A 21,887-nucleotide genomic window follows, 5' to 3' on the forward strand; every position below is an offset into this window, starting at 1 on the left:
GAAGATGGGGTCTATGGAGCGCATACGCTGATGCTGCGTGAAGCACTTTTTATCGAACCGCCCAAGGCCAAGACCTGCCGAATACTGGCCGATACCGCCGCATCCCTGACTGACTTCAGGAAAGATCCAATAGGCATCCTTCACGAATGCGGCGGCGAGACTGTGGTGATCCTCAATCACAACGCACCTGTTTTCTATGCCGTTCCCACTGAACAGTACGAGGCCATGCTGGAAATGATCGACGATACTCGTCTGGCCGAAACCGTACGTATGCGGCACGGCTCCCCCACAGTTCGTGCCGATATCGATGCGCTCATCGCACAGGCCGGCGAAGCTGACTAGATTGGCGCATCAGCCCGAGACTCCAGCGCCAGCAACCGGCGAGCGCTCGTTGCGTGCCCTGCTCTACCGTTGGTGGCGCTGATAACCAGCGCGTCCGCCGTGGCAAAACCATCACAGGTAAAAAGCGCTGGTGTCGGATGATGGCTGGCGCGTATGATCACATTAACGCTTAACGTTAAGGATTAACGCATGATCCTGAGTTTCAGATGCGCAGAAACCCAGGCTCTGTTTGAGTCAGGAAGCTCCAGACGCTGGGCCAGCATTCTCAACGTGGCCACGCGGAAGCTGACGATGCTGAATGCAGCCGTTGAGCTGCGCGACCTTCGCTCCCCACCGGGCAACCGGCTGGAGCAGCTACAGGGCAATCGAGCAGATCAACACAGCATCCGAATCAACGATCAATGGCGAATCTGCTTTGTGTGGACTGCCGCTGGCCCTACACAAGTCGAAATCGTCGATTACCACTGAGGAGGTGGCAACATGACTATCAACGGCATGCGCCCCGTTCACCCTGGCGAAGTGCTACGCGAAGAGTTCCTTGAACCGCTAGGCATGACCCCAGCCGCACTGGCTCGCGCTCTGCATGTGTCGGCGCCGACCATCAATGACATCGTGCGGGAGCGTCGTGGCATTACCGCCGATACGGCTATTCGGCTAGGCCGCTACTTCGACACCTCAGCTCAGTTCTGGATGAACTTGCAGACCGAGTATGCCCTGGCGACCACTTACGCCGAGTCTGGCGCAGCCATCGAGCAGGCCATTGAGCCGCTACAGATAGCGAGCTGACCAAACCGGCAAGTACAGTTGTGGCTCGCTTCGTTGGCCTACACGCCCAGTACGATCAGCTTGACGCGGAGACAGTCTGATGAACATCAAGCCCATTCGCACCGAGCAAGACTACACAGCTTCGATGGCGCGCATTGATGAGCTGTGGGGCGCAGAGATTGGTACGCCTGAAGGTGATGAACTCGAAGTGCTGGCTCTGCTTGTGAGCACGTACGAAGACGAGCACGCCCCGATGCCGCCGTCCGCCCCTACCGAGGCCATCAAATTTCGCATGGATCAGCAAGCCTGACGCCGCGCGACCTTGAGCCATTCGTCGCTTGCATTGCTGCAATAAAGTAGCTAATACGTTGACATAGTACGGACGTGAGATAATACCCACTTGCCCTGGCACCAATCGGTGATCGTGGGATAATGAAGCTCCCTCAAAGGTGATCAGTATGTCGAAACCGTCATTCGAAGCTAAGAAGGCCTATTTCGCCCAAACGCGCAAATCGAACTATGCGGCCAGCCTGAGTCTAGAGGGCTTTGATGTGCCTAAGCCTGAAGCCACTAAAAGCTCCTCCCACAAGGGCTCGTCGTCTCCGGTGCGTAAGCTGAATGCGTGACAAGTATGGTACGGGTACAGACCCGTACTGTTACCCAGGAACGTCTGTCCTCCGCAATCTACTCAACCTCACAGACGAGGAAGCGCTTAGCAATGCAGAGCGTGACCTTTCTGCGGCAGCTCTAGAAGAAATCGAATTTGAGCTTCCGCCCTACGATCTCCCCTACTGGTCTCGAATCCATCGCCAGCTTTTTGGTGGAGTTTACGAGTGGGCTGGAGAGATCGAACCATTGATATTTCCAAGCAAGACACCCGCTTCTGTACCGCACATCGCATTGAGCCTGAATCAGCCAGGTTATTCAGAGCTCTGGAGAGCGCTAACTGGTACGAAGGGCTGCGTCGTGAACAGCTAGTCCCTGCCATAGCCGATTTCTACGGCGAGATGAATATGATTCATCCATTCCGAGAGGGCAACGGCAGAGCTCAACGCGTGCTTTTTGAGCACATAATCATCAACGCTGGCTTTGGAGTTGACTGGTGGGAGGTTGAGAACCCTCACTGGGTCCCGGCAAACATAGCTGCAGCGTTTGGTGATCCGAGACCACTCACTGAGATTTTCGAACGCTGTGTCGGCAAGCCCATTGCCTAGGCCTGGACAAGAAAAGGACAGCTCGCGGACACTGCCCAAAATAAAAAGGGGTTAGCTTGCGCTAACCCCTTGAAATTTATGGTGGCTACACCGGGACTTGAACCTGGGACATCAGCATTATGAATGCTGCGCTCTAACCAACTGAGCTATGTAGCCAACGGCGCGCATTGTCCGCGTCTCGCCTACCGCTGTCAACCCCAGATCATCGATAAATTTACGTTTTATCAAGCGGTTAGGCTTCGCGGGTGGCGACTCCCTGAATCGCTCGTTTCTGAGCCTGCGGCTGACCTCTCAACCGCTCGGACGGTGCTTGCGGGGCTGTCGGGCGATGCCGGAAAATCCGCCCCCAGCAGGCTGCAGCGCCGCCGTGTGCTGGACAACTAACCAGGAGAACACCTTGAGAGCGAGAGACGACTTCGACGATCTGCGCGCGGAGCGTGATATGCCGACGCACTACCGCAACGAACCCAACCGCCATGCCGGGCTGTGGAAGCAGATCGCGATTGGCATCATCGTCGGCTACAGCGTGCTGGGCATCATCAGTGCAGTTGCCTGGATGATCATTGCGCGCTTCATGCTGGGCGGTCTGTCGATCACGTTGCCGTAACGTTCACATCTCTGCATCAGCGACGTGATGGCGATGGGGTTGGCACTTGCCATCCCCTACCCGCCTCTTCATCCTGCTCCATTGTTTTCGCAAAAGAGCCCTCTCATGACGCCCATCCAGAATATCGGCCTGGCGCTATTCGTCCTGCTTTCCATCGGTGTCGCCATCGGCCACAAGACCGAGTGCGGCGATGGCCGCGTGGTGGAAACCTATCTGGCCAAGGGACTGGCTTCAAAGGTGCTGGGGCATGATCTTTGCCAGCAACCCTGAACCAACCGAACATTAAGGAAGATGTGATGAAAAAGTTCGCCCTGCTGGTCAGTTGCAGTCTTCTTGGCGCCTGCGCCAACTTCGGCTCGCAGCCACCGGTGCCGATTACCTCTCCCGTGGTGCAGGCGTTTCGCGATATCTGCCTGCAGACTGCGCCGAGTTTTGCCGAGGCGCATCGCGTGGCGCGCCAGCATGGCGTCACCGAGATGACCGATATGGGCTTTGCCACCGTCGGCTTCAATGCGGACAAGAGCCTGAGCATTCAGGTCAAGGTCAGCCACGAATGCGTGGTAACCAGCGAGGCGCAGGAGGATGACAACCTGACTCGTCAGTTGCTCAGCGCAGCGGCGATCAACGCCGGCACCACGGTGCCGCGCAAGGTGCCGGTGAGGATGATGATCGCCGGGCAGCCGTTCATCCTCATGCATGATCGTGAAGGCGGTGAAGCCTTGGTGATGTTGAAGCCGGAGTGAGGGGATCGCCGTAGGGCGGATGATGCCTTGTTCATCCGCCGCCGAAAGGTGGATCGAGGCGTGGTCCACCCGCGGCCAACAAGCGGTACAGCCCTGCGTAGGAGCCCCGCCCCGGGGCGAAGCTTTTGCTTTCGCGGTGTTCATACGATTCGCCGCGAGGCGCGGCTCCTACGGGGTGATGCAGTGCCCGCTGCGTCTGTGTAGCCCCGCCGCGCTACAGTGTTTTACCGGGGCGCGTGGCCAGCAGCAGGCCGCCGAAGATCATCGCGGCACCCAGCCAGTGATAGAGCTGCAGGCTCTCGTTCAGCAGTACCCACCCCAGCAACGCGGTGAATACCGGCATCAGGTAGTTGGTCAGCGCCGCCTTGGCCGCGCCGATCACGCGGATGCCGTGGTTCCAGGCCAGGTAGGCGAGCAGCGAGGCGAACACGGCGGTGTAGGCGACGGCCGAGAGGTTGGCAGCGTTGATTGCCAGATGCGCGCCCTGGCTCAGTTCGTATAGATAGAACGGCAGAATCAGCGGTAGGCCAAGCAGGATGAACACGCCCAGCAGTGCCAGCGGCGGGATCGGCTGCAGGTACGCCGACCAGCGCCGCAGCAGCAGCGAGTACAGTGCCCAGTCGACCACGGCCAGCAGCATGATCAGGTCGCCCTGGTTGAACGACAGGCTGGCCAGACGGCTCCACTGCCCCTGGCTGATCAGCACCGCCAGGCCCGCCACGGCCACCAGCATGCCCCACCAGGCTCGGCGCGCCGGCCATTCATTGAGCAGCAGCCCGGCACCGATGAAGGTCACCAGCGGCAGGCAGGTGTTGACCAGCGAGATGTTGATGGCTGCCGTGGTCTGCGCCGCGCTGTAGAGCAGCGAGTTGTAGCCGGCGATACCCAGGCCACCGAGCACCAGCAGGCGCCAGCCGGCAGTGCGCACCGCCACGCGATGGCGCCACAACGGCATGGCAACGAAGGGTAGCAGCAGCGCCAGGGCCAGGCACCAGCGCCAGAACGACAGGGTGAACGGCGCGATCTCGCCAGCGAAGGCGCGCGCCACCAGGGCGTTGCCGGACCAGCAGAGGTTGGCCAGCAACAGGCCGAACAGCGCCAGCGGGCGCGAATGATTGAGTGCGTTCATGAGGCGACGCGACATTTATCCGAGTGGGGGTTGGCCGGCTGTGCGCGGTCACCGAGCGGGCAGTGCTGAGCGATCATTGCGTAGCTTCCGAATCAGGCGGCTTTGCACCATACGGAGGCAGGCAAGGCTTGGCAAGGTGGCGGACCGTAGGGGGCGCACCAACCTCAACGGCGTCATGATGTTCAGGCAGGCGCGACCGAGAGCGTATGGGCGCATATTGCGAGCGTGAGGGCCGAGTGGCGCGTCATTCCCGGTGCGCGCGGCGCACCCTACGGACGTTAACGCTGACAGCGGCGGCGCAGCGGGCGACTCAGCAGCCAGAGAATCAGCAGCACGCCGGCCAGGATCACCGCGCTGGCGCCCCACTGCATCGGCCCGGCCAGGCGGAACAGCTCGGCCGGGTGCAGGCTGGGCGCGCGGATCATGCGCGCTTCGGCAGCCGCACCGCTGGTGGGAATATCGGCCAGGCCGTCGCCATCGAGATCCGGCAGGCTGCGGATATGGTCGAGCAGCACCTGCCATTCCTTGAGTTCCTGCACGCCTTCCTTATCCGGGTCCTGGTCGATGATGGCGTCTTCGATACGCGGCAGCGGGCGGCCCTCGGCATCCTTGGGGATGACGTTGAGCAGCCCCTTGGTCAGGTCCGGTACCAGCCAGGTGAAGCTGCCGACGTAGCTGGTGGCGCCGATGCTGTAGAGGCGCGTGTCATTCAGGTCCAGGTCACGGTAGCCGCCGTGCGGATCGCCGATTTCGATGCGGCTGACGCGGTCGAACGGCACGCGCCACGGGTTGTAGGTGAAGCGCACGCCGGAAACCCGGGGGTAATAGCTCTGGCTGTCACGCAGCTGGTAGGCGAGCAGCAGCACTTCCAGCAGTGACTTGATTTCGCGCGCGCTGATGTAGGCCTTGATCATCGGGTAGCCCGGTTCGTCGTCGAACTGGCCGATGCCCAGCGGGGCGATGCGAAACAGGTCGGAGACGTCCTGCACGCCATTGCGGCCCTTGAGCAGGTCATCGCGGATGGTGCCGTTGCCGGTGAAGGCCAGGTCGGCATCGACAGCATGACGCAGCGCATCGGTGACCAGATTGGCCAGGGTCTGATCGGTGAAATCACGGCCCAGGCTCTGGTCGACCTTGGCCAGCGGCTGGTCGAAGCGGTAGCCCTTGGGCGTCAGCATGCGCTCGCTGACCACCTGCTTGAAGTCTTCGACCTTGGCGGTGATGGTCGCGTCGCCGACGATGCTGTCGTTGACCGCATGCAGACGATAGTCACGCACACGCGGTACGCCGTCTTCGCCGAGAGTCATGCGCAGCTCGCCGAGGTACTGGATCTCGGAACCAGCCTGCACCACCGGGGTACGTCCACCCACCAGCACCGGCTGCGGCAGTGCCACATGCGAATGGCCGCCGACGACGATATCGACGCCGGGCACCTGCTCGACCAGTTCCACTTCCTCGCCGCGCCAGCTGCCATCGGCCTGCTGGGTAACGCCCATGTGCGAGAGCAGGATGACCACCTCGGCGCCCTCCTCGCGCAGCTTGGCCACGGTTTCCCTGGCGGTGGCGACCGGGTCGGCGAAGGTCACCGGCTTGATCATCGGGCTGACGGCCACGGCGTTGTTGCCAAGCAGGCCGAACAGACCGAAACGAATGCCGCCGCGCTCGATCAGCTTGTACGGCAGGATGTGCCCGGCCTCGACGTGCGCCTGCAGGCTGTTGTCGGCCTTGCTCGCGGCATCGAAACGCATGTTGCTCGACAGCAGTGGCAGCAGCGTGTCGCCCTTGGCCTTGTGCGCCGCGCTGATCATCGCGGCGAGGCCGGCCGGGCGGAAGTCGAATTCGTGGTTGCCGATCACCGCGGCGTCATAGCCCAGCTCACTCATCAGGCGCAGTTCGCTGCCCATCTCGCGGGCGATGGTGTGAAACAGCGTACCCATGGTGAAGTCGCCGCCGTCGAGCAACAGCACAGGTTCTTCACCGGCTGCCGCGCGGCGCTCATTCAATAACGTGGCAAGCCGGGCGACGCCGCCGACGGTGTCGTCATCGTTCACCGTCGCCGGGCTGTATTCATTGTTGGGGCCGAAGCCGAGCAGGCGCGACTGCCAGTCGTTGCTGTGCAGGATGGTGAAACTGCGCTCGACAGCGGCCAGCGGCATGGCGGCCAGCAGGCCGGCGAGCAGGAGTGAGGGGAACAGGCGCATGGACGATCCTTGACGATGACTGCGCACAGTATGGAGCAGGCCCTGGCTCCAGACAGCGACCAATCGAGACGCACTTTGTCGCCAATCGAGTCAGACTTTCATTGCCCCAGATCAGCCCCCAAGCCAGACGGCGGGACTAAGCTGTAATCAGGATCGCAACGTGGAGAAGCGCCATGGACCACTATCACCTGATGCTGATGCTGCTGATCGGCGGCTTTCTGCTGCTGGGAGTCGGCTTCAACTTTCGCGAACACGAATGGGGCGTACGCGTGCTGGGTTTGGGCGTATTGCTGATGCTGGTGCCGATTGCGTTGCGGGTGCATCTGGCGTTGGCGTGAAACCGCTCTTGTAGGAGCCAGCTTGCTGGCGATCCGCTTGACGCATCGCTGGCAAGCCAGCTCCTACACGTGATGTGGCTTTCGCGGCCACTAAGGCTGGCAACGCAGAATACCGGCCTTCAGGCCGTGCGCCGCCTAGCCCACCGAGTGATGGATCGCGTTGCGCCAATGGTGGGTTACGCCGCAGCAGGCATTACGACTCACTCAACAGATCTACCAGGCGGCTAACCCACCCTACGGTTCAGCGCGCGGTCACTCGTAGGGTGGGTTAGCGGCGCTGAATGACGGTCTTCAAGACTCAGATGAAAGTCGTGCGCCGCGTAACCCACCAAGCGGTTGATGGCGCCACGCCGAAGGTGGGTTCAGGTAACAGCCCCATGACTCCCTGCTACTTCCAACGCTCGGCGGCGCTCTGGTCGCTGCAGCGGCCTTCGACCCAGCGCGGGCCTTCGCTGGTGTCTTCCTTCTTCCAGAACGGCGCGCGGGTCTTCAGGTAATCCATGATGAAGTTGCAGGCATCGAACGCGGCCTGGCGATGGGCGCTGCTGGTGCCGACGAAGACGATGGGCTCACCCGGCTCCAGACGACCGATGCGGTGGATGATCTCGATGCCCAGCAACGGCCAGCGCTCACGGGCCTCATCGGCGATCTTGGCCAGAGCCTTTTCGGTCATGCCGGGGAAGTGTTCGAGGAACATGCCGCCGACTTCGCGACCTTCATTGAAGTCGCGCACGTAGCCGACGAAGGTGACCACCGCGCCGATGCCGAGGTTGGCGGCATGCAGGGCGTTGAGCTCGGTGCCGGGGTCGAAGGGTTGGGCTTGGACGCGGATGGTCATGGGAGTGTCTCGTTTGAAGAGGCGTTTTCAGAGTCGGTTTGGTGGGCTGAAGCCCACCCTACGCCTGCATCAACCACCGGTAACGGTGGGGAAGAAGGCGACCTCATCGCCTTCGGCCAGCGGTTCGTCGAGACTGCACAGTTCCTGGTTGCGCGCGCACATCAGGTTTTGCTCACCCAGCACTTCCCATTCGCCGCCACGGGCGACCAGGTGCAGGCGCAAGTCGTCGAGGGTAGCGAAGTCGCCGCTGAGTTGTTCGTCGTCACGGCCCAGGGCTTCGCGGTAGCGGGCGAAATATTGCACGCGGATCATGCTTGTTCCTCCAGCTTGTAGTGACCGCTCTTGCCGCCGAGTTTTTCCAGCAGGCGTACCTGCTCGATGACCATGCCACGATCCACGGCCTTGCACATGTCATAGATGGTCAGCGCGGCGACGCTGGCGGCAGTCAGTGCTTCCATCTCGACACCGGTTTGCCCGGACAGTTTGCAACGGGCAGTGATATGCACGCTGTCGTCGCCTTCGGCGCGCAGCTCGACCTTGACGCCGGTGAGCATCAGCGGGTGGCACAGGGGGATCAGGTCGCTGGTTTTTTTCGCGGCCTGGATACCGGCGATACGCGCTACGGCGAACACATCGCCCTTGGGGTGCTCACCGGCAACGATCATCTGCAGGGTGGCGGGCAGCATGCGCACGCGCGCTTCGGCGGTGGCTTCGCGGAAGGTGGTCGCCTTGTCGGTGACGTCGACCATGTGCGCGCGGCCTTGGGAATCGAGGTGGGTCAGCACGGGAAAGCTCCAGACGGGAATCGGCCGATTGTAAACCTGCAGGTCAGGATTTGCAGTCATCTTGTAGGTCGGATGAAATCCTGCAGCCGAGCGGCCCGGACTGCAGCCGAGCTACGAACCCTCTCCCCCAGCCCCCGCCCTGCGCCCCAGCCCTTCGCAGAGCTCAGGGCGCTTCAGCGAGCGAAGCAGTGCTTCGCTATTTCCGCTTACGCCCCGCAAGCGGGAGAGGGGAGCCAAATGCGCGCTTCTGTAGGAGCGGATTTATCCGCGATCATCGCGGCTGAAGCCGCTCCCACGGGCCCTGCAGAAATTCGTTGATGCAGACTAAAACGCCCCCGCTCTTGCGAGCAGGGGCGCCAGTGTTTAACAGCTGGAGAGTTACATATGGGTTTCCGCGTACTCCGCGAGGATCGAGCGCGGTACGCCTTGCAGGGTGATGTGCACGCCGTGCGGGAAGTCCTTGAAGCGTTCGGTGAGGTAGGTCAGGCCCGAGCTGGGCGCTGACAGGTAGGGGGTGTCGATCTGTGCCAGGTTGCCCAGGCACACCACCTTCGAGCCGTTGCCGGCACGGGTGATGATGGTCTTCATCTGGTGCGGGGTGAGGTTCTGGCATTCGTCGATGAGGATCAGGCTCTGCTGGAAGCTGCGCCCGCGGATGTAGTTGAGCGACTTAAATTGCAGCGGCACCTTCTGCAGAATGTAGTCGACGCTGCCGTGAGTGCTCTCGTCCTCCATATGCAGCGCTTCGAGGTTGTCGGTAATCGCGCCGAGCCAGGGTTCCATCTTCTCCGCCTCGGTACCGGGCAGAAAGCCGATCTCCTGATCCAGCCCCTGCACGCTGCGGGTGGCGATGATGCGCCGGTAGCGCTTGCTGACCATGGTCTGCTCGATGGCCGCAGCCAGCGCCAGGATGGTCTTGCCCGAGCCGGCGGCGCCAGACAGATTGACCAGGTGGATGTCCGGGTCGAGCAAGGCGAACAGCGCCAGCGCCTGGTGGATGTCGCGCGGTTTCAGGCCCCAGGCCTCCTGGTGCAGCAGTGGTTCCTGGTGCATGTCGAGGATCACCAGTTCATCGCCCTTGATCGCCTTGATCCAGCCGACGAAGCCCTGCTCATCGAGGATGAACTCGTTGACGTGCACCGCCGGCAGGTTGTCGGTCAGTTGCACGCGGTGCCAGGTACGGCCGTGATCCTGACGGGTGTCGACCTTGCTCACGCGATCCCAGAACGAGCCGGGCATGTCGTGATACCCCTTCGACAGCAGCGAGACGTCATCGACCAGTTGGTCGGTGTGATAGTCCTCGGCGTCGATCCCGCAGGCGCGCGCTTTCAGGCGCATGTTGATGTCCTTGGTCACCAGCACCACGGACAGGCCGGGGTTGCGCGACTTCAGCTCCACCAACTGGTTGATGATCTTGTTGTCGTTGAGGTTTTCCGGCAGCCAGGTCACCGGCGCCGCACTTTTACTCATAAGGATGGAAAGACGACCGCAGGGGCCGCCCTTGCCGCGCTGGATGGGTACCCCGTACTCGACCTCCTCAGGTTCGGCGCCGGCGAGAATCTGATCGATCAGGCGGATGGCCTGGCGACATTCAGCGGCGACGCCGTGCTTGCCGGATTTCAGTTTGTCGAGTTCCTCCAGCACCGTCATCGGGATGGCGACGTGGTGTTCTTCGAAGTTGAGCAAGGCGTTGGGATCGTGAATCAGGACGTTGGTGTCGAGAGCGTAGAGGGTTGGAGCGGTGGGCTTGGAGCGTCCGTGGTCATCCATACGTCGGTCACCTTCTTGTAGTAGCCAGGCGACGCAATACCAGAGGCGGTGCTGCGCCGGACAGAGACCGCCGACTTTTTCAGGTCGGGGCCAAAAGGTGGCAAGCAAGGTGAGGGCCAATGGCCGCCACCTGTCTGCAGGTTTCGGCGGTCTTGCTTTTTAATTACTCCAATTCACATGACAGAAAAACGTTTTTTTATCGCCACACAGGTTTATTTGCAGAGGCGGCAGATAGTGCTTGGCGAGCCACCAGCACCCCGTTAAAGTCCGAATTCGTACCTGCTGTAACTCGCCTCCCTTACCCGCCCCCTCTTGCAGCATGCCGCGCCAATCAGGTGCAGGGCGCTGTTCGTATCGCCTGACTCTCTGCGCTCCTGTAGGAGCCGGCTTGCTGGCGATCAGCGCTGACGGGATCGCCGGCAAGCCGGCTCCTACAAAAGCATCAATGCTGATCCTCTCAATCACTCCGATAGGTGGTCTTGCCGCCCCCTGACCTCTAGAATCGCCCTCACGCTTTCTGGAGACTCCGCACATGCTGATGGTGATTTCACCGGCCAAAACCCTCGACTACGAGACGCCGCCTGCCACCCCGCGCTTCACCCAACCCGAACACCTCGACCACGCCCAGGAGCTAATCGCCCAGCTGCGCGACTTAAGCCCGGCGCAGATCGCCGAGCTGATGCATCTGTCGGACAAGCTCGCCGGCCTCAACGCCGCGCGTTTCGGTAGCTGGGAACGACCGTTCAATCCATCCAACGCCAAGCAGGCGCTGCTGGCATTCAAGGGCGACGTCTATACCGGGCTGAACGCCGAGGATTTCTCCGAAGAGGATTTCGACTTCGCCCAGACTCACCTGCGCATACTCTCCGGCCTTTACGGTGTGCTGCGCCCGCTGGATCTGATGCAGGCCTATCGCCTGGAAATGGGCACCAAGCTGGCCAACGGCCGTGGCAAGGATCTGTACGCCTTCTGGGGCGAGCGCATCAGCGCCTGGCTGAACGAGGCGCTGGCTGCGCAGGGCGACAACGTGTTGCTCAACCTCGCCTCCAACGAGTACTTCGGTGCGGTCAAGCGCAAGGCACTGAACGCACGCATTATCGACACCGAGTTCAAGGATCTGAAGAACGGCCAGTACAAGATCATCAGCTTCTACGCCAAGAAAGCCCGCGGCCTGATGGCGCGCTACGTGATCAAGGAGCGCCTGACCAACCCCGAAGGCCTGAAGGACTTCAACTATCAGGGCTACCGTTATTCAGCCGAGCATTCCAAGGCCGACAGCCTGGTGTTCCTGCGCGACCAGCCGCAGGACTGAAAGCACAGTACGCCCCGCCCTATGTCGGGCATCAGGCAACACCGCATACCCACACAAGCGGGCATCGCTATCCTGCCCCCCCGGTTCCCGCTTTCGCCGGCGCCAGGATAAGCGGCCATTGCGCCCCTCCTGGCGCAGGGCTGGCTAGTGTAGGATGAGCGCAGACTTCCAAAAGGACTGCCCGCATGCTGTTCGGTGTCGTACTCGTCATTACCTGGCTGATTCTGCTGATCCGCTATCCGACCAAGGCACTGCCGGTGTCCATGGCCGCGCTGGTCGGTCTGGGCCTGGTGGCCACCTGGGTGATCTGGCAGGAAAGCCGCAACGAGCGCTACCTCGCCCACCTCGAACTACGCCTGCACTACGACCCACAGCGCTGCCCTGCCGACCGCCCGCTGGCCATCGACCTGAAGAACGGCAGCGACGCCGCCTTGCTCGAGCTGCGCTGGGAAGTCGCCGCCTACCGGCCCGGCAACTCCACCAACCTGGCCCAGCGCCTGTATGAATCGCCGCGCTACAGCGGCCCGGGCGAGCTGCTGCCGGGCGCCAGCTGGAACGACTGCCTGCCCCTGCCCGACCTGCGCAGCGGCTATCGCCCAAACAGCCTGGAGTTTCGCGCCGAGCGCTTGCAAGGCAAATTCATTCGATAACCTGTAGGAGCGAGCTCTGCTCGCGAAGCTTGCGGCGTAATACGCGTTCGCGAGCAGAGCTCGCTCCTACAGCTCGACATCCGTTGCCAGCCCCGTAGGGCGGACTCAGGAGCCTAGGTGAACAGTCCGCCATCACCTCAAGCCAAGCCTGCTAAGCTGCAATCCCATTCGCGTCTCAGGGAGTCCCGCGCATGCCCCAACCCAGCGCCCTTATCACCGGCTGCTCCAGCGGCATCGGCCGAGCCCTGGCCGATACCTTCAAGGCGGCTGGCTACGTGGTGTGGGCCACGGCGCGCAAGGAGCACGACCTCACAGCGCTCGAGCAGGCCGGGTTCCACGCAGTGCAACTCGACGTCAACGACGGCGAAGCGCTGCAGCAGCTAGCCACACGTCTGAGCGAGGAGATCGGCGGCCTCGATGCACTGATCAACAACGCTGGCTATGGCGCCATGGGCCCGCTGCTCGACGGCGGCGTGGAAGCCATGCAGCGCCAGTTTGAAACCAACGTGTTCTCCATCGTCGGCGTGACCCGCGCGTTCTTCCCGCTGCTGCGTCGCAGCCGTGGCCTGGTGGTGAATATCGGCAGCGTTTCCTCGGTACTGGTGACGCCCTTCGCCGGTGCTTACTGTGCCTCCAAGGCAGCGGTGCATGCCTTGAGCGACGCACTGCGCATGGAGCTGGCGCCGTTCTCCATCGAGGTGATGGAAGTGCAGCCCGGCGCCATCGCCTCCAGCTTCGGCGCCAACGCCAGCCAACAGGCCGAGGCGCTGATCCGTGAGGATTCGCCCTGGTGGCCGCTGCGCGAGGGTATCCGCGCCCGCGCCAATGCCTCACAGGACAACCCGACCCCGGCCAGCGAGTTTGCTGCGCAACTGCTGGCCGCCGTGCAGCGTGACAAGCGCCCGCGCCTGTTGCGCCTGGGCAATGGCAGCCGCGCCCTGCCGCTGCTCGCCACGCTGCTGCCCAAAGCCCTGTTGCAGCGGGTACTGCGCAAACGCTTCGGTCTGGTGCAAAGCCTGTGAGCCAGAGCCTGCAACTGCGCTACTACGCCGTTGCGGGGGTGATCGCCGCCGTGCTGCTGAACCTGCTGCTGCGCACCTTCGTGCGCCTCGGCGGCGTGTTCACCACATTGCTGATCGCCGCCGCCATCGCGGCCGGCCTGGCGCTGGTGTTTCACTGGCGTACCGGGCGTGCACCCAGCAACGCTGAGCGCTGGCGTTTCACCCTGCTCTACGGCGGCGTGCTCGGGCTGCTCTATCTCGGCCTGCTGGGCATGATGGTCCTGCAGGACACGCCCAGCCCCATGGGCCTGTTTCTGTTCAGCCTGCACTACCTCTGCTACCCGGTGCTGGCCTGGCTGGCGTTTTCGCCACGTTATGGCCGCTGATCGTTTTGTCAGGATGACCCCGCCATGCTGCACACCCTCGCCGTCGCCAACTACCGCTCGATCAACAGCCTGATTCTGCCGCTCGGCCGGCTCAACCTGATCACCGGTGCCAACGGCAGCGGCAAGTCCAATCTCTACCGCGTCCTGCGCCTGCTGGCGGAAACCGCACAAGGTGGCGTGGTCAACGCGCTGGCGCGCGAAGGCGGGCTGGAGTCGAGTTTCTGGGCCGGGCCGGAGAAGATTTTCCGGCGCATGCTGGGCGGCGAGGTGCCCGTGCAGGGTGGCCCACGACAGAACGTGATACGCCTGCGCCTGGGCTTTGCCGGCGAGGATTTCGGCTACGCCATCGCCCTTGGCCTGCCCGAGCCAAGCAGCTCGGCATTCGCCCTCGACCCGGAGATCAAGCGCGAGTGCATCTGGGCTGGCGCCAGCTACCGTCCCGCCTCGCTGCTGGTGGATCGCACCGGGCCCATGGTGCGCATGCGCGAAGGCCGCAGTTGGCAGGTATTGGCCCAGCACGTGCCGAACTACGACAGCCTGTTCGACCAGATCGGCAACGACCCGAATTGCCCGGAAGTCTTCCAGCTGCGCGAAACCATCCGCCGCTGGCGCTTCTACGATCACTTTCGCAGTGATGCCGAGGCACCGGCGCGCCAGCCGCAACTGAGCACGCGCACACCGGTGCTGCACCACGATGCCCGCGAGCTGGCCGCCGCCCTGCAGACCATACGCGAGATCGGCGACCGCGCGGCGCTGGACGCCGCCATCGACGACGCTTTCCCCGGCAGCCGCCTGCATATCGATTTTCAGGCCGGCGGTCGCTTCGCCGTGGAACTGCGCCAGGAAGGTTTGCTGCGCCCCTTGAGCGCCGCAGAACTGTCCGACGGCACGTTGCGCTACCTGCTGCTGGTGGCCGCCCTGCTCACGCCACGGCCGCCTTCACTGATGGTGCTCAAACCAGCCTGCACCCGGATCTGTTACCTGCACTAGGCCGGCTGATCATCGCCGCCTCGAAGCAAACGCAGGTGTGGGTCGTGTCTCACGCCAGCCGCCTGATCGCCACGCTCAAGGAAAGCCCCAACTGCAACACCCTGGAGCTGGACAAACAGCTCGGCAAGACCTGCATACGCGGCCAGGGCATGCTCGACGAGCCGCCCTGGCACTGGCCGGATTGAGCGGCCAGACACCAGGCCCGTAGGAGCCCGCTTGCGGGCGATCAGCTGTTCCCAGGCATCGCCGGCAAGCCGGCTCCTACAAAGCGGTCACAGCCCGTCGAGATAGCGCTCGACATCCAGCGCCGCCATGCAGCCGGCACCGGCCGAGGTGATCGCCTGGCGATAAACCGAATCGGCCACGTCACCGGCGGCGAACACACCAGCCACAGTGGTCGCGGTGGCATTGCCCTCACGTCCACCATTGACCACCAGATAGCCGTCCTTCAGCGCCAGTTGGCCTTCGAACAAGCTGGTATTGGGGGTATGGCCGATCGCGACGAACAGACCATCCACCTTCAGCTCGCGGTAGGCGCCGCCATACTGTTTCAGGCGTACGCCGGTAACGCCGCTGGCATCGCCCAACACCTCGTCTACCTCGGCATTGAGCTGCAGCTCGATCTTGCCTTCGGCAATGCGCGCGCGCAGCTTGTCCTGCAGGATCTTCTCGGCACGGAAGGTCTCGCGGCGGTGAATCAGGGTCACCTTGCTGGCGATGTTGGCCAGGTACAGTGCCTCTTCCACAGCGGTATTACCGCCACCGACCACCGCGACCTCGCGGCCACGATAGAAGAAGCCGTCGCAGGTCGCGCACGCCGAAACGCCGCGGCCCATGAACGCCTCTTCACTGGGTAACCCCAGGTAACGCGCACTGGCACCGGTCGCGATGATCAGTGCGTCGCAGCTGTAGGTACCGCTGTCGCCGACCAGGGTGAATGGCTTGCCGGCCAGATCCACGGCGTTGATATGGTCGAAAACGATCTCGGTCTCGAAGCGCTCGGCGTGCTCCTGCATGCGCTGCATCAGCGCCGGGCCAGTCAGGCCATGCGGGTCACCCGGCCAGTTGTCCACCTCGGTGGTGGTGGTCAGCTGGCCGCCGGCCTGGATACCGGTGATCAGCAGCGGTTTCAGGTTGGCGCGTGCGGCATAGACGGCAGCGCTGTAACCGGCAGGGCCGGAACCCAGAATGATGACGCGGGCATGACGAACGGCAGACATCGCTAACTCCTTGCAGGCCCACAGGGCCGGCAGGCCAGAATAAAAAGGGACTCTCGAAGCACTAGGGGAAGGCTTGGAAGGATGAGAGCCCCGCAAAAGGGAAACTGGGCGCAAGGCTATCGAGGCGGCTGGCGAAGCGGAAATATCCATTGCCAATTCCGCGAATAGAGTCCGCCTATGGTCGTCTGGTTGAACCTTGCCCCATGGCTGAACTTTCACCGCGCAGGCAAAGTCGGTATGGTCGCGCGCATCAACCACTCAGGAGACCGCCATGCCCGCCGCTCCCGTCCTGTCCGGCCCGCAATACCTGCGAGAAGGCCTGAGGCTGGTACTCAGCCCCGGCCTGCGCCTGTTCGTATTGCTGCCGCTGGCGATCAATCTGATCCTGTTCGTCAGCATGATCAGCTTTGCCGTGCAGCAGTTCAGCGGCTGGGTCGATACCTTCATGCCTTCCCTGCCGAACTGGCTGAGCTTCCTGCAATACATCCTCTGGCCACTGTTCGTGGTGCTGGTGCTGCTGATGGTGTTCTTCACCTTCACCATGCTGGCCAACATCATCGCCGCGCCGTTCAACGGTTTTCTTGCGGAGAAGGTCGAAGTGGTAGCGCGCGGTGAAGATCATTTCCCGCCATTCAGCTGGGCCGAACTGGCAGCCATGGTGCCGCGTACCATGGGTCGCGAAATGCGCAAGCTGGCGTATTTCCTGCCGCGCGCCATCGGCCTGCTGATCCTCAGCTTCATCCCGGTGGTCAATCTGGTCGCCGCGCCGCTGTGGCTGCTGTTCGGCGTGTGGATGATGGCCGTGCAGTACATCGACTACCCGGCGGACAACAACAAGATGAGCTGGCAGGACATGCTCGCCTGGCTGCGCGAGAAGCGCTGGCAGAGCCTGAGCTTCGGCGGCATCACCTACGCCGCCCTGCTGGTGCCGGGGCTGAACATCCTGATGATGCCGGCCGCCGTGGCCGGTGCCACGCTGTTCTGGGTACGCGAGCGCGGTGAGCAGGCGCTAGGTTCGCGCAAGGACATCGTGTAACGCCTGCATCGACGCCTGCGATTCGCGCTCGATGCGCCGGCGCATGAACAGGCCATTGGCCAGGCGCATCGGCCAGCCGGCGAAACCGTATTCGAGGGTGCGCACGAACTCGCAGCCTCCCTCGACCGCCACGCACTCGTAGGTGAGCAGCAGGTGCAGGCCATGGTCGCCCTGCGCACTGGCCTGCCAACGCTGGGCCGGCTGATAGTCGAGCACGTCCCAGCGCAGATGCCCGGCGCGGCCGCCGGCATGAATGTCTTCCTCGAAGCGCTCACCCGCGAGCAAGGCCCCTTCGCGCCCATAGATGTGCAGTGACGACGGGTGCCACTGCGGCCAGTGACTCGGCGCCGCGGCGTATTCCAGCACGCACGCAGCAGGCCGGGCGATGCGAATGCGGTGCTGCTGGCGGTTCTGCTGATGGATAGCCTCAGGCTCCCAGTGCAGGGTGCCGTGCAGCCAGTCCATCAGCGGATGGACGATGCCGAAGTTGCACGAATGCATCAGCTCACGGCGATGATGCAGCGCATGCAGGCGGCGCATCTGGCGAATCCACGGCAGGCGCGACACCGGGTGCCTATCAGGTAGATGCTCGCAGGCATGCACCACTTCGTAACTCATGTAGCCCAGTAGCATGCTGCCGGCGAACAACGCGGCGAGGTTGCCGTCGAGATGGGACAACAGCCACCAGGCGGCGAATAACGGCAGGCTGTAGAGCACGATCAGCCAGGCCGGAAAGAGGATCACGCGCCAGTCGCGCGCCGTCTCGTAAGGCATCAGCGTCTCGACGAAGAAGCTGTGGTGATCGCCGGTGTGGCGTTTGTAGAAGAGTTTGCCCAAGCGCGTCTTGTTGTGGCCGAGGCGCTTGTGCACCTGGTATTCGCCCCAGCTGAAGAACACCAGCGTCGCCGGCACCAGCAGCCACTGCCAGGGCGCCACAGCCTCCAGCGTGCTCCCGAGCCACCCGATGCAGAGCAGCCCGTAGGCCAGTACGAATGCGGCATGCAACCAGGGGTTGTACAGCCGGTGGATGGCAGCCCGGTAATCGCTGCGAAAAGCCTGGGCATTGTCATTGTTGTAGGCCATGGCGCTCTCCTGTGGATTGACAGCAGTCTAGGCCCGGCCAAATCATTCGAATAATGGATATTTGAAAAGAGCATTATCCGTGATAACGAATTTACGTCAGCTCGACCTCAACCTGCTGCTGGTCTTCGACGCCCTGATGCAGGAAGGCAATCTGACCCGCGCCGCCCAGCGCCTGCACCTGAGCCAGTCGACGGTCAGCAACGCCCTCGCCCGCCTACGCCAGCAACTGGGCGAGGAGCTGTTCCAGCGCACCGCCCGCGGCATGACCCCGACCGCTCGCGCCCTGGCCCTTTACCCGCCCGTGCGCCAGGCGCTGCAATTGCTGCAGGCTGGCCTCGGCCCGGCAGAACCCTTCGATGCACGGACGCCGCACGTGTTCAGCCTGTCGCTCAACGACTACGCCCAGGCCGCGCTGCTGCCGATGCTGCAGGCACATCTGGCCCGCGTCGCGCCGCTGGTAGAGCTGGTAGCGCACAGCGACGACGCCGACAACCTGCTGCCACGCCTGGAAAGCGGTGCCCTGGACCTGGCCATCGACTACCTGCACGTCGATTCGCCCGACCTGCATTACGCACCCCTGCGCGAAGAAGCCCTGGTGGTGATCGGCCGCCAGGATCATCCGGCCTTCGTCGGCGGCCTCAGCCTCAGGGATTACCAACAGTCTCGCCACGTGATCGTGACGCCGCGCGCCGGGCGCGGTTCGCCGCTGGAAATCGTCCTGGGCTCGGCCAAGGTCAGGCGCCAGGCAGCGCTGCACCTGCCCAATTACCTGCCGATTCCGGCCATCGTCGCTCACACCGACCTGCTCGGCACCATACCCGCGCGCCTGGCCGACGCCTTCGCGCCGCTGTTCGCCCTGCAGGTGGCGCCGCTACCCTTCGATATGCCCGCCGTGCAGGTCAGCCTGATCTGGCACCGCCAGCAGCACCATGACCCGGCACATACCTGGCTGCGTGAACAACTTCACGGCCTGCTTGCCTGACATATAAACGCAATCGAAACGTCATGTTCACTACATGACCTGGGCAGAGACTGCTTACATGAACGCATCTTCTCTGCACATCGCGCTGATCAGCGAAACCTTTCCGCCGGAAATCAACGGCGTGGCCAATACCCTCGGCCGCCTGGTCGACGGCCTGCGTGGCCGTGGCCATCGCGTGCAACTGATACGGCCACGCCAGGAGGTCGATCAGGAGCAGGACGCCGGCAATGACCTGCTGCTGACGCGCGGCTGGCCACTCCCCGGCTACCCCGGCCTGCAATGGGGTCAGTCATCCCTGCACAAGCTGCTCAGGCGCTGGAAAAGACAACGCCCGGATGTGCTCTATATCGCCACCGAAGGCCCGCTTGGCCTGTCCGCTTTGCGCGCGGCCAGGCGCCTGGCGATCCCGGTGGTCAGCGGTTTTCACACCAACTTCCAGCAGTACACCGGGCACTACGGCATCGGCCTGCTGACCCGGGCGATGACCAACTACCTGCGCTGGTTTCACAACTGCACACAGCTGACGCTGGTGCCGAGCATCGGCCAGAAGGTCGACCTCGAACGCCGCGACTTCGAACGCCTGGCCCTACTCGCGCGGGGTGTCGACAGCCAGCTGTTCCACCCACGCCGACGCTGCGACGCCCTGCGCGAAAGCTGGGGCCTGGGGCCGGATGACCTGGCCGTGCTGCATGTAGGTCGCCTGGCGGCAGAGAAGAACCTTGGCCTGCTGGTAAAAGCCTTCCACGCCCTGCAGACAGCTCATCCGCAGCGCCGCATGCGCCTGATTCTGGTGGGGGACGGACCACTGCGCGCCAGCCTGCAGGCGCAGCTGCCGGAGGCGCTTTTCTGCGGTCTGCAGCGCGGTGAAGCGTTGGCCACGCACTACGCTTCGGGCGATCTGTTCCTGTTTCCCAGCCTCTCGGAAACCTTCGGCAACGTGGTGCTGGAAGCCCTGGCATCGAGCCTCGGCGTGGTGGCGTTCGACCAGGCTGCGGCCGCCCAGCATATCCATCACGGCCACAACGGCATGCTCGCCCGTCCCGGTGACGAGGCAGGCTTCTGCGAGGCCGCCTGTGAGCTGCTGGAAGAGGCGGAAGTGTTGCGCCGCATCCGCCTCAATGCCCGCAGGCATGCCAGCCACCTCAGCTGGGACGGCATCGTCGCGCTGTTCGAACAGCACCTGCGCAGCGCCATGCAGCCAGCGCACCTCTGCGTCAGCACGGAGCTTGCCCGTAGGGCGGGTGAAACCCGCCACTGAGACAATCTGGCGGGTTGCACCCGCCCTACGTGATCACATCCACTCAAAACATGCAGATGTAAAAAAGCCCCGATGTGCCGGGGCTGAAAACGGGGCGCCGGATCGCGGCGCCCGATAGAAACGGACTCAGACCAGCGTGGTCAGCGCATCGCGGCTGAACGGCAGGATGTCCTGCTCGCGGCCTTCACGCACCTTCGACGCCCAGTCCGGGTCGACCAGCAACGCGCGGCCCACGGCGACCAGATCGAACTCCTCCTTGTTCAGGCGCTCGAGCAGGTTTTCCAGGCTGGCTGGCTCGGCCACCTTGTCGGTCTTGACCATGAACTGCAGGAACTCGCCATCCAGACCGACGCTGCCGACAGTGATGGTCGGCTTGCCGGTGAGCTTACGCGTCCAGCCCGCCAGGTTGAGGTCGCTGCCTTCGAACTCCGGCTCCCAGAAGCGGCGGGTCGAGCAATGGAAGATATCCACGCCAGCGTCGGACAGCGGTTTGAGGAAGGCCTCCAGCTGCTCAGGGGTCTGCACCAGGCGCGCGGTGTAATCCTGCTGCTTCCACTGCGAGTAACGCAGGATGATCGGGAAGTCCGGGCCGACCGCAGCGCGCACCGCCTGGATCAGCTCGATGGCAAAACGCGAACGCGCCGCCAGGTCGCCACCGTACTGGTCAGTGCGCTGGTTGCTGCCTTCCCAGAAGAACTGGTCGATCAGGTAACCGTGGGCGCCGTGGATCTCCACGCCGTCCATGCCGATGGCCTTGGCATCGCGCGCAGCCTGGGCGAAGGCAGCGATCACCTCATCGATATCGGCCTGGGTCATGCCATGCACGACCACCTGGCCGTCCTTGACCTTCTCCATCGGACCAAAGCCAGGAACGCTGGCATCCGGCTCGGTGCCCAACTTGCGCACGTTACCCACGTGCCAGAGCTGCGGGACGATCTTGCCGCCTTCGGCATGCACGGCGTCGACCACCTGCTTCCAGCCAGCCAGGGCTTCTTCGCCGTAGAAACGCGGTACGTTCGGGTAGCCGTTGGCGGCCTTGTGGCCGACGGTGGTGCCCTCGGTGACGATCAGGCCCACGCCTGCGGCAGCGCGACGACGGTAGTACTCGACGACTTTGGCGTTGGGTACGCCACCGGGCGAGAAGGAGCGGGTCATCGGCGCCATGACCACACGGGTCGGCAGCTCCAGGTTACCGAGGCGGAACGGGGCGAACAGGGCTTGAACGGGTGCGTTCATC

24 protein-coding genes, 1 tRNA gene and 3 pseudogenes are annotated in these 21,887 nt (G+C 63.2%); 18 read left to right on the top strand and 10 right to left on the bottom strand.

Annotated elements, in window-relative coordinates:
* The 6 genes and pseudogenes from N5J71_RS13740 to N5J71_RS13765 all read left to right on the top strand — a co-directional run.
* A partial coding sequence (locus N5J71_RS13740) for a type II toxin-antitoxin system Phd/YefM family antitoxin (RefSeq protein ID WP_279917047.1) occupies positions 1 to 342 on the top strand: 342 nt, incomplete at its 5' end.
* Positions 343 to 531: 189 nt separating this feature from the next.
* The gene (locus N5J71_RS13745) at positions 532 to 810 is read left to right on the top strand and encodes a type II toxin-antitoxin system RelE/ParE family toxin (RefSeq protein ID WP_074855597.1); all 279 of its coding nucleotides are present in this window, start codon (positions 532 to 534) and stop codon (positions 808 to 810) included.
* Between the two features lie 12 nt (positions 811 to 822).
* Positions 823 to 1,128, top strand: a complete 306-nt coding sequence (locus N5J71_RS13750) for a HigA family addiction module antitoxin (protein WP_074855595.1) — start codon at positions 823 to 825, stop codon at positions 1,126 to 1,128.
* Positions 1,129 to 1,207: 79 nt separating this feature from the next.
* A pseudogene (locus N5J71_RS13755) lies at positions 1,208 to 1,443 on the top strand (helix-turn-helix domain-containing protein); the annotation flags it as partial.
* Between the two features lie 122 nt (positions 1,444 to 1,565).
* Complete coding sequence (locus N5J71_RS13760; protein ID WP_074855593.1) at positions 1,566 to 1,733, top strand: YhfG family protein; 168 nt, start codon at positions 1,566 to 1,568, stop codon at positions 1,731 to 1,733.
* Positions 1,726 to 2,321, top strand: a pseudogene (locus tag N5J71_RS13765) (putative adenosine monophosphate-protein transferase Fic). The gene N5J71_RS13760 and the pseudogene N5J71_RS13765 overlap by 8 nt, the downstream one beginning before the upstream one ends.
* 79 nt (positions 2,322 to 2,400) lie before the next feature.
* Here N5J71_RS13765 and N5J71_RS13770 read toward each other — a convergent pair.
* Positions 2,401 to 2,477: transfer RNA gene (locus N5J71_RS13770), tRNA-Met, on the bottom strand.
* Positions 2,478 to 2,718: 241 nt separating this feature from the next.
* On the opposite strand from N5J71_RS13770, the gene N5J71_RS13775 reads away from it, so the two are divergent.
* The 3 genes from N5J71_RS13775 to N5J71_RS13785 all read left to right on the top strand — a co-directional run bounded on the left by N5J71_RS13775 (position 2,719) and on the right by N5J71_RS13785 (position 3,671).
* Positions 2,719 to 2,928, top strand: coding sequence for a hypothetical protein (locus N5J71_RS13775; RefSeq protein ID WP_039964341.1), 210 nt, complete (start codon positions 2,719 to 2,721; stop codon positions 2,926 to 2,928).
* A 105-nt stretch (positions 2,929 to 3,033) separates the two neighbouring features.
* Positions 3,034 to 3,198: a hypothetical protein gene (locus N5J71_RS13780; RefSeq protein ID WP_088339305.1), complete on the top strand. Its 165-nt coding sequence runs from the start codon at positions 3,034 to 3,036 to the stop codon at positions 3,196 to 3,198.
* A 26-nt stretch (positions 3,199 to 3,224) separates the two neighbouring features.
* A complete protein-coding gene (locus N5J71_RS13785) occupies positions 3,225 to 3,671 on the top strand; it encodes a hypothetical protein (protein WP_090337010.1) in 447 nt (148 codons plus the stop codon).
* A 214-nt stretch (positions 3,672 to 3,885) separates the two neighbouring features.
* On the opposite strand, the gene N5J71_RS13790 is transcribed toward N5J71_RS13785, so the two are convergent.
* A complete protein-coding gene (locus N5J71_RS13790) occupies positions 3,886 to 4,800 on the bottom strand; it encodes a DMT family transporter (RefSeq protein ID WP_039964397.1) in 915 nt (304 codons plus the stop codon).
* Positions 4,801 to 5,078: 278 nt separating this feature from the next.
* Positions 5,079 to 7,001: a bifunctional metallophosphatase/5'-nucleotidase gene (locus tag N5J71_RS13795; protein ID WP_279917048.1), complete on the bottom strand. Its 1,923-nt coding sequence runs from the start codon at positions 6,999 to 7,001 to the stop codon at positions 5,079 to 5,081.
* A 173-nt stretch (positions 7,002 to 7,174) separates the two neighbouring features.
* On the opposite strand from N5J71_RS13795, the gene N5J71_RS13800 reads away from it, so the two are divergent.
* On the top strand, positions 7,175 to 7,339 hold the full coding sequence (locus N5J71_RS13800) for a hypothetical protein (protein WP_003459472.1): 165 nt from the start codon (positions 7,175 to 7,177) through the stop codon (positions 7,337 to 7,339).
* A 388-nt stretch (positions 7,340 to 7,727) separates the two neighbouring features.
* Here N5J71_RS13800 and moaE read toward each other — a convergent pair whose 3' ends face one another.
* The 4 genes from moaE to N5J71_RS13820 form a co-directional block, all read right to left on the bottom strand.
* The gene (gene moaE / locus N5J71_RS13805) at positions 7,728 to 8,177 is read right to left on the bottom strand and encodes a molybdopterin synthase catalytic subunit MoaE (RefSeq protein WP_039964337.1); all 450 of its coding nucleotides are present in this window, start codon (positions 8,175 to 8,177) and stop codon (positions 7,728 to 7,730) included.
* A 69-nt stretch (positions 8,178 to 8,246) separates the two neighbouring features.
* Positions 8,247 to 8,489 (bottom strand): MoaD/ThiS family protein, encoded by a 243-nt coding sequence (locus N5J71_RS13810; protein WP_003459467.1) that lies wholly within the window; start codon positions 8,487 to 8,489, stop codon positions 8,247 to 8,249.
* Entirely contained in the window at positions 8,486 to 8,962 is a 477-nt protein-coding gene (gene moaC / locus N5J71_RS13815) for a cyclic pyranopterin monophosphate synthase MoaC (protein ID WP_003459465.1), read from the bottom strand. Before moaC ends, N5J71_RS13810 begins: the two co-directional genes overlap by 4 nt.
* A 378-nt stretch (positions 8,963 to 9,340) precedes the next feature.
* Positions 9,341 to 10,732: a PhoH family protein gene (locus N5J71_RS13820; protein WP_279917049.1), complete on the bottom strand. Its 1,392-nt coding sequence runs from the start codon at positions 10,730 to 10,732 to the stop codon at positions 9,341 to 9,343.
* 532 nt (positions 10,733 to 11,264) lie between these two features.
* Between N5J71_RS13820 and yaaA the strand changes: the two genes are divergently transcribed.
* The 5 genes and pseudogenes from yaaA (at position 11,265) to N5J71_RS13845 (ending at position 15,256) form a co-directional block, all read left to right on the top strand.
* Entirely contained in the window at positions 11,265 to 12,044 is a 780-nt protein-coding gene (gene yaaA / locus N5J71_RS13825; protein WP_279917050.1) for a peroxide stress protein YaaA, read from the top strand.
* A 185-nt stretch (positions 12,045 to 12,229) separates the two neighbouring features.
* Positions 12,230 to 12,694 carry a multidrug transporter gene (locus tag N5J71_RS13830; protein WP_279917051.1) on the top strand — a complete coding sequence of 155 codons (465 nt, stop codon included), beginning with the start codon at positions 12,230 to 12,232 and terminating at the stop codon, positions 12,692 to 12,694.
* Positions 12,695 to 12,885: 191 nt separating this feature from the next.
* Positions 12,886 to 13,716 carry an SDR family oxidoreductase gene (locus N5J71_RS13835; protein WP_074855577.1) on the top strand — a complete coding sequence of 277 codons (831 nt, stop codon included), beginning with the start codon at positions 12,886 to 12,888 and terminating at the stop codon, positions 13,714 to 13,716.
* Positions 13,713 to 14,081: a hypothetical protein gene (locus tag N5J71_RS13840; protein WP_278619204.1), complete on the top strand. Its 369-nt coding sequence runs from the start codon at positions 13,713 to 13,715 to the stop codon at positions 14,079 to 14,081. Before N5J71_RS13835 ends, N5J71_RS13840 begins: the two co-directional genes overlap by 4 nt.
* 24 nt (positions 14,082 to 14,105) lie before the next feature.
* Positions 14,106 to 15,256: pseudogene (locus tag N5J71_RS13845) on the top strand (AAA family ATPase).
* An 87-nt stretch (positions 15,257 to 15,343) separates the two neighbouring features.
* On the opposite strand, the gene trxB reads toward N5J71_RS13845, so the two are convergent.
* Positions 15,344 to 16,291, bottom strand: a complete 948-nt coding sequence (gene trxB, locus N5J71_RS13850; RefSeq protein ID WP_003459448.1) for a thioredoxin-disulfide reductase — start codon at positions 16,289 to 16,291, stop codon at positions 15,344 to 15,346.
* A 271-nt stretch (positions 16,292 to 16,562) separates the two neighbouring features.
* Here trxB and cysZ point away from each other — a divergent pair, with 271 nt between their 5' ends.
* Positions 16,563 to 17,327 carry a sulfate transporter CysZ gene (gene cysZ, locus N5J71_RS13855; RefSeq protein ID WP_017678185.1) on the top strand — a complete coding sequence of 255 codons (765 nt, stop codon included), beginning with the start codon at positions 16,563 to 16,565 and terminating at the stop codon, positions 17,325 to 17,327.
* Here cysZ and N5J71_RS13860 read toward each other — a convergent pair.
* The gene (locus N5J71_RS13860) at positions 17,301 to 18,410 is read right to left on the bottom strand and encodes a sterol desaturase/SRPBCC family protein (RefSeq protein WP_279917053.1); all 1,110 of its coding nucleotides are present in this window, start codon (positions 18,408 to 18,410) and stop codon (positions 17,301 to 17,303) included. The two genes, cysZ and N5J71_RS13860, sit on opposite strands and share 27 nt — an antisense overlap.
* 79 nt (positions 18,411 to 18,489) lie before the next feature.
* On the opposite strand from N5J71_RS13860, the gene bsrA reads away from it, so the two are divergent.
* Together bsrA and N5J71_RS13870 are read left to right on the top strand one after the other, a co-directional pair.
* Positions 18,490 to 19,392 carry a LysR family transcriptional regulator BsrA gene (gene bsrA / locus N5J71_RS13865; protein ID WP_279917054.1) on the top strand — a complete coding sequence of 301 codons (903 nt, stop codon included), beginning with the start codon at positions 18,490 to 18,492 and terminating at the stop codon, positions 19,390 to 19,392.
* A gap of 58 nt (positions 19,393 to 19,450) precedes the next feature.
* Positions 19,451 to 20,650, top strand: coding sequence for a glycosyltransferase family 4 protein (locus tag N5J71_RS13870; RefSeq protein ID WP_279917055.1), 1,200 nt, complete (start codon positions 19,451 to 19,453; stop codon positions 20,648 to 20,650).
* A gap of 126 nt (positions 20,651 to 20,776) precedes the next feature.
* On the opposite strand, the gene N5J71_RS13875 is transcribed toward N5J71_RS13870, so the two are convergent.
* Positions 20,777 to 21,886 (bottom strand): NADH:flavin oxidoreductase, encoded by a 1,110-nt coding sequence (locus tag N5J71_RS13875; protein ID WP_279917056.1) that lies wholly within the window; start codon positions 21,884 to 21,886, stop codon positions 20,777 to 20,779.
* Position 21,887 lies beyond the last annotated feature (1 nt).

The sequence above is a fragment of the Ectopseudomonas oleovorans genome (assembly GCF_029845265.1).
Lineage (GTDB): Bacteria > Pseudomonadota > Gammaproteobacteria > Pseudomonadales > Pseudomonadaceae > Aquipseudomonas > Aquipseudomonas oleovorans.

Bases quoted from the DNA above. Each gene is read 5' to 3' on its own strand.
- N5J71_RS13745 (WP_074855597.1), top strand. From the start codon at position 532: ATGATCCTGAGTTTCAGATGCGCAGAAACCCAGGCTCTGTTTGAGTCA.
- N5J71_RS13750 (WP_074855595.1), top strand. From the start codon at position 823: ATGACTATCAACGGCATGCGCCCCGTTCACCCTGGCGAAGTGCTACGC.
- N5J71_RS13760 (WP_074855593.1), top strand. From the start codon at position 1,566: ATGTCGAAACCGTCATTCGAAGCTAAGAAGGCCTATTTCGCCCAAACG.
- N5J71_RS13780 (WP_088339305.1), top strand. From the start codon at position 3,034: ATGACGCCCATCCAGAATATCGGCCTGGCGCTATTCGTCCTGCTTTCC.
- N5J71_RS13785 (WP_090337010.1), top strand. From the start codon at position 3,225: ATGAAAAAGTTCGCCCTGCTGGTCAGTTGCAGTCTTCTTGGCGCCTGC.
- N5J71_RS13790 (WP_039964397.1), bottom strand. From the start codon at position 4,800: ATGAACGCACTCAATCATTCGCGCCCGCTGGCGCTGTTCGGCCTGTTG.
- N5J71_RS13795 (WP_279917048.1), bottom strand. From the start codon at position 7,001: ATGCGCCTGTTCCCCTCACTCCTGCTCGCCGGCCTGCTGGCCGCCATG.
- N5J71_RS13800 (WP_003459472.1), top strand. From the start codon at position 7,175: ATGGACCACTATCACCTGATGCTGATGCTGCTGATCGGCGGCTTTCTG.
- moaE (WP_039964337.1), bottom strand. From the start codon at position 8,177: ATGACCATCCGCGTCCAAGCCCAACCCTTCGACCCCGGCACCGAGCTC.
- N5J71_RS13810 (WP_003459467.1), bottom strand. From the start codon at position 8,489: ATGATCCGCGTGCAATATTTCGCCCGCTACCGCGAAGCCCTGGGCCGT.
- N5J71_RS13820 (WP_279917049.1), bottom strand. From the start codon at position 10,732: ATGGATGACCACGGACGCTCCAAGCCCACCGCTCCAACCCTCTACGCT.
- yaaA (WP_279917050.1), top strand. From the start codon at position 11,265: ATGCTGATGGTGATTTCACCGGCCAAAACCCTCGACTACGAGACGCCG.
- N5J71_RS13830 (WP_279917051.1), top strand. From the start codon at position 12,230: ATGCTGTTCGGTGTCGTACTCGTCATTACCTGGCTGATTCTGCTGATC.
- N5J71_RS13835 (WP_074855577.1), top strand. From the start codon at position 12,886: ATGCCCCAACCCAGCGCCCTTATCACCGGCTGCTCCAGCGGCATCGGC.
- trxB (WP_003459448.1), bottom strand. From the start codon at position 16,291: ATGTCTGCCGTTCGTCATGCCCGCGTCATCATTCTGGGTTCCGGCCCT.
- cysZ (WP_017678185.1), top strand. From the start codon at position 16,563: ATGCCCGCCGCTCCCGTCCTGTCCGGCCCGCAATACCTGCGAGAAGGC.
- N5J71_RS13860 (WP_279917053.1), bottom strand. From the start codon at position 18,410: ATGGCCTACAACAATGACAATGCCCAGGCTTTTCGCAGCGATTACCGG.
- N5J71_RS13870 (WP_279917055.1), top strand. From the start codon at position 19,451: ATGAACGCATCTTCTCTGCACATCGCGCTGATCAGCGAAACCTTTCCG.
- N5J71_RS13875 (WP_279917056.1), bottom strand. From the start codon at position 21,886: ATGAACGCACCCGTTCAAGCCCTGTTCGCCCCGTTCCGCCTCGGTAAC.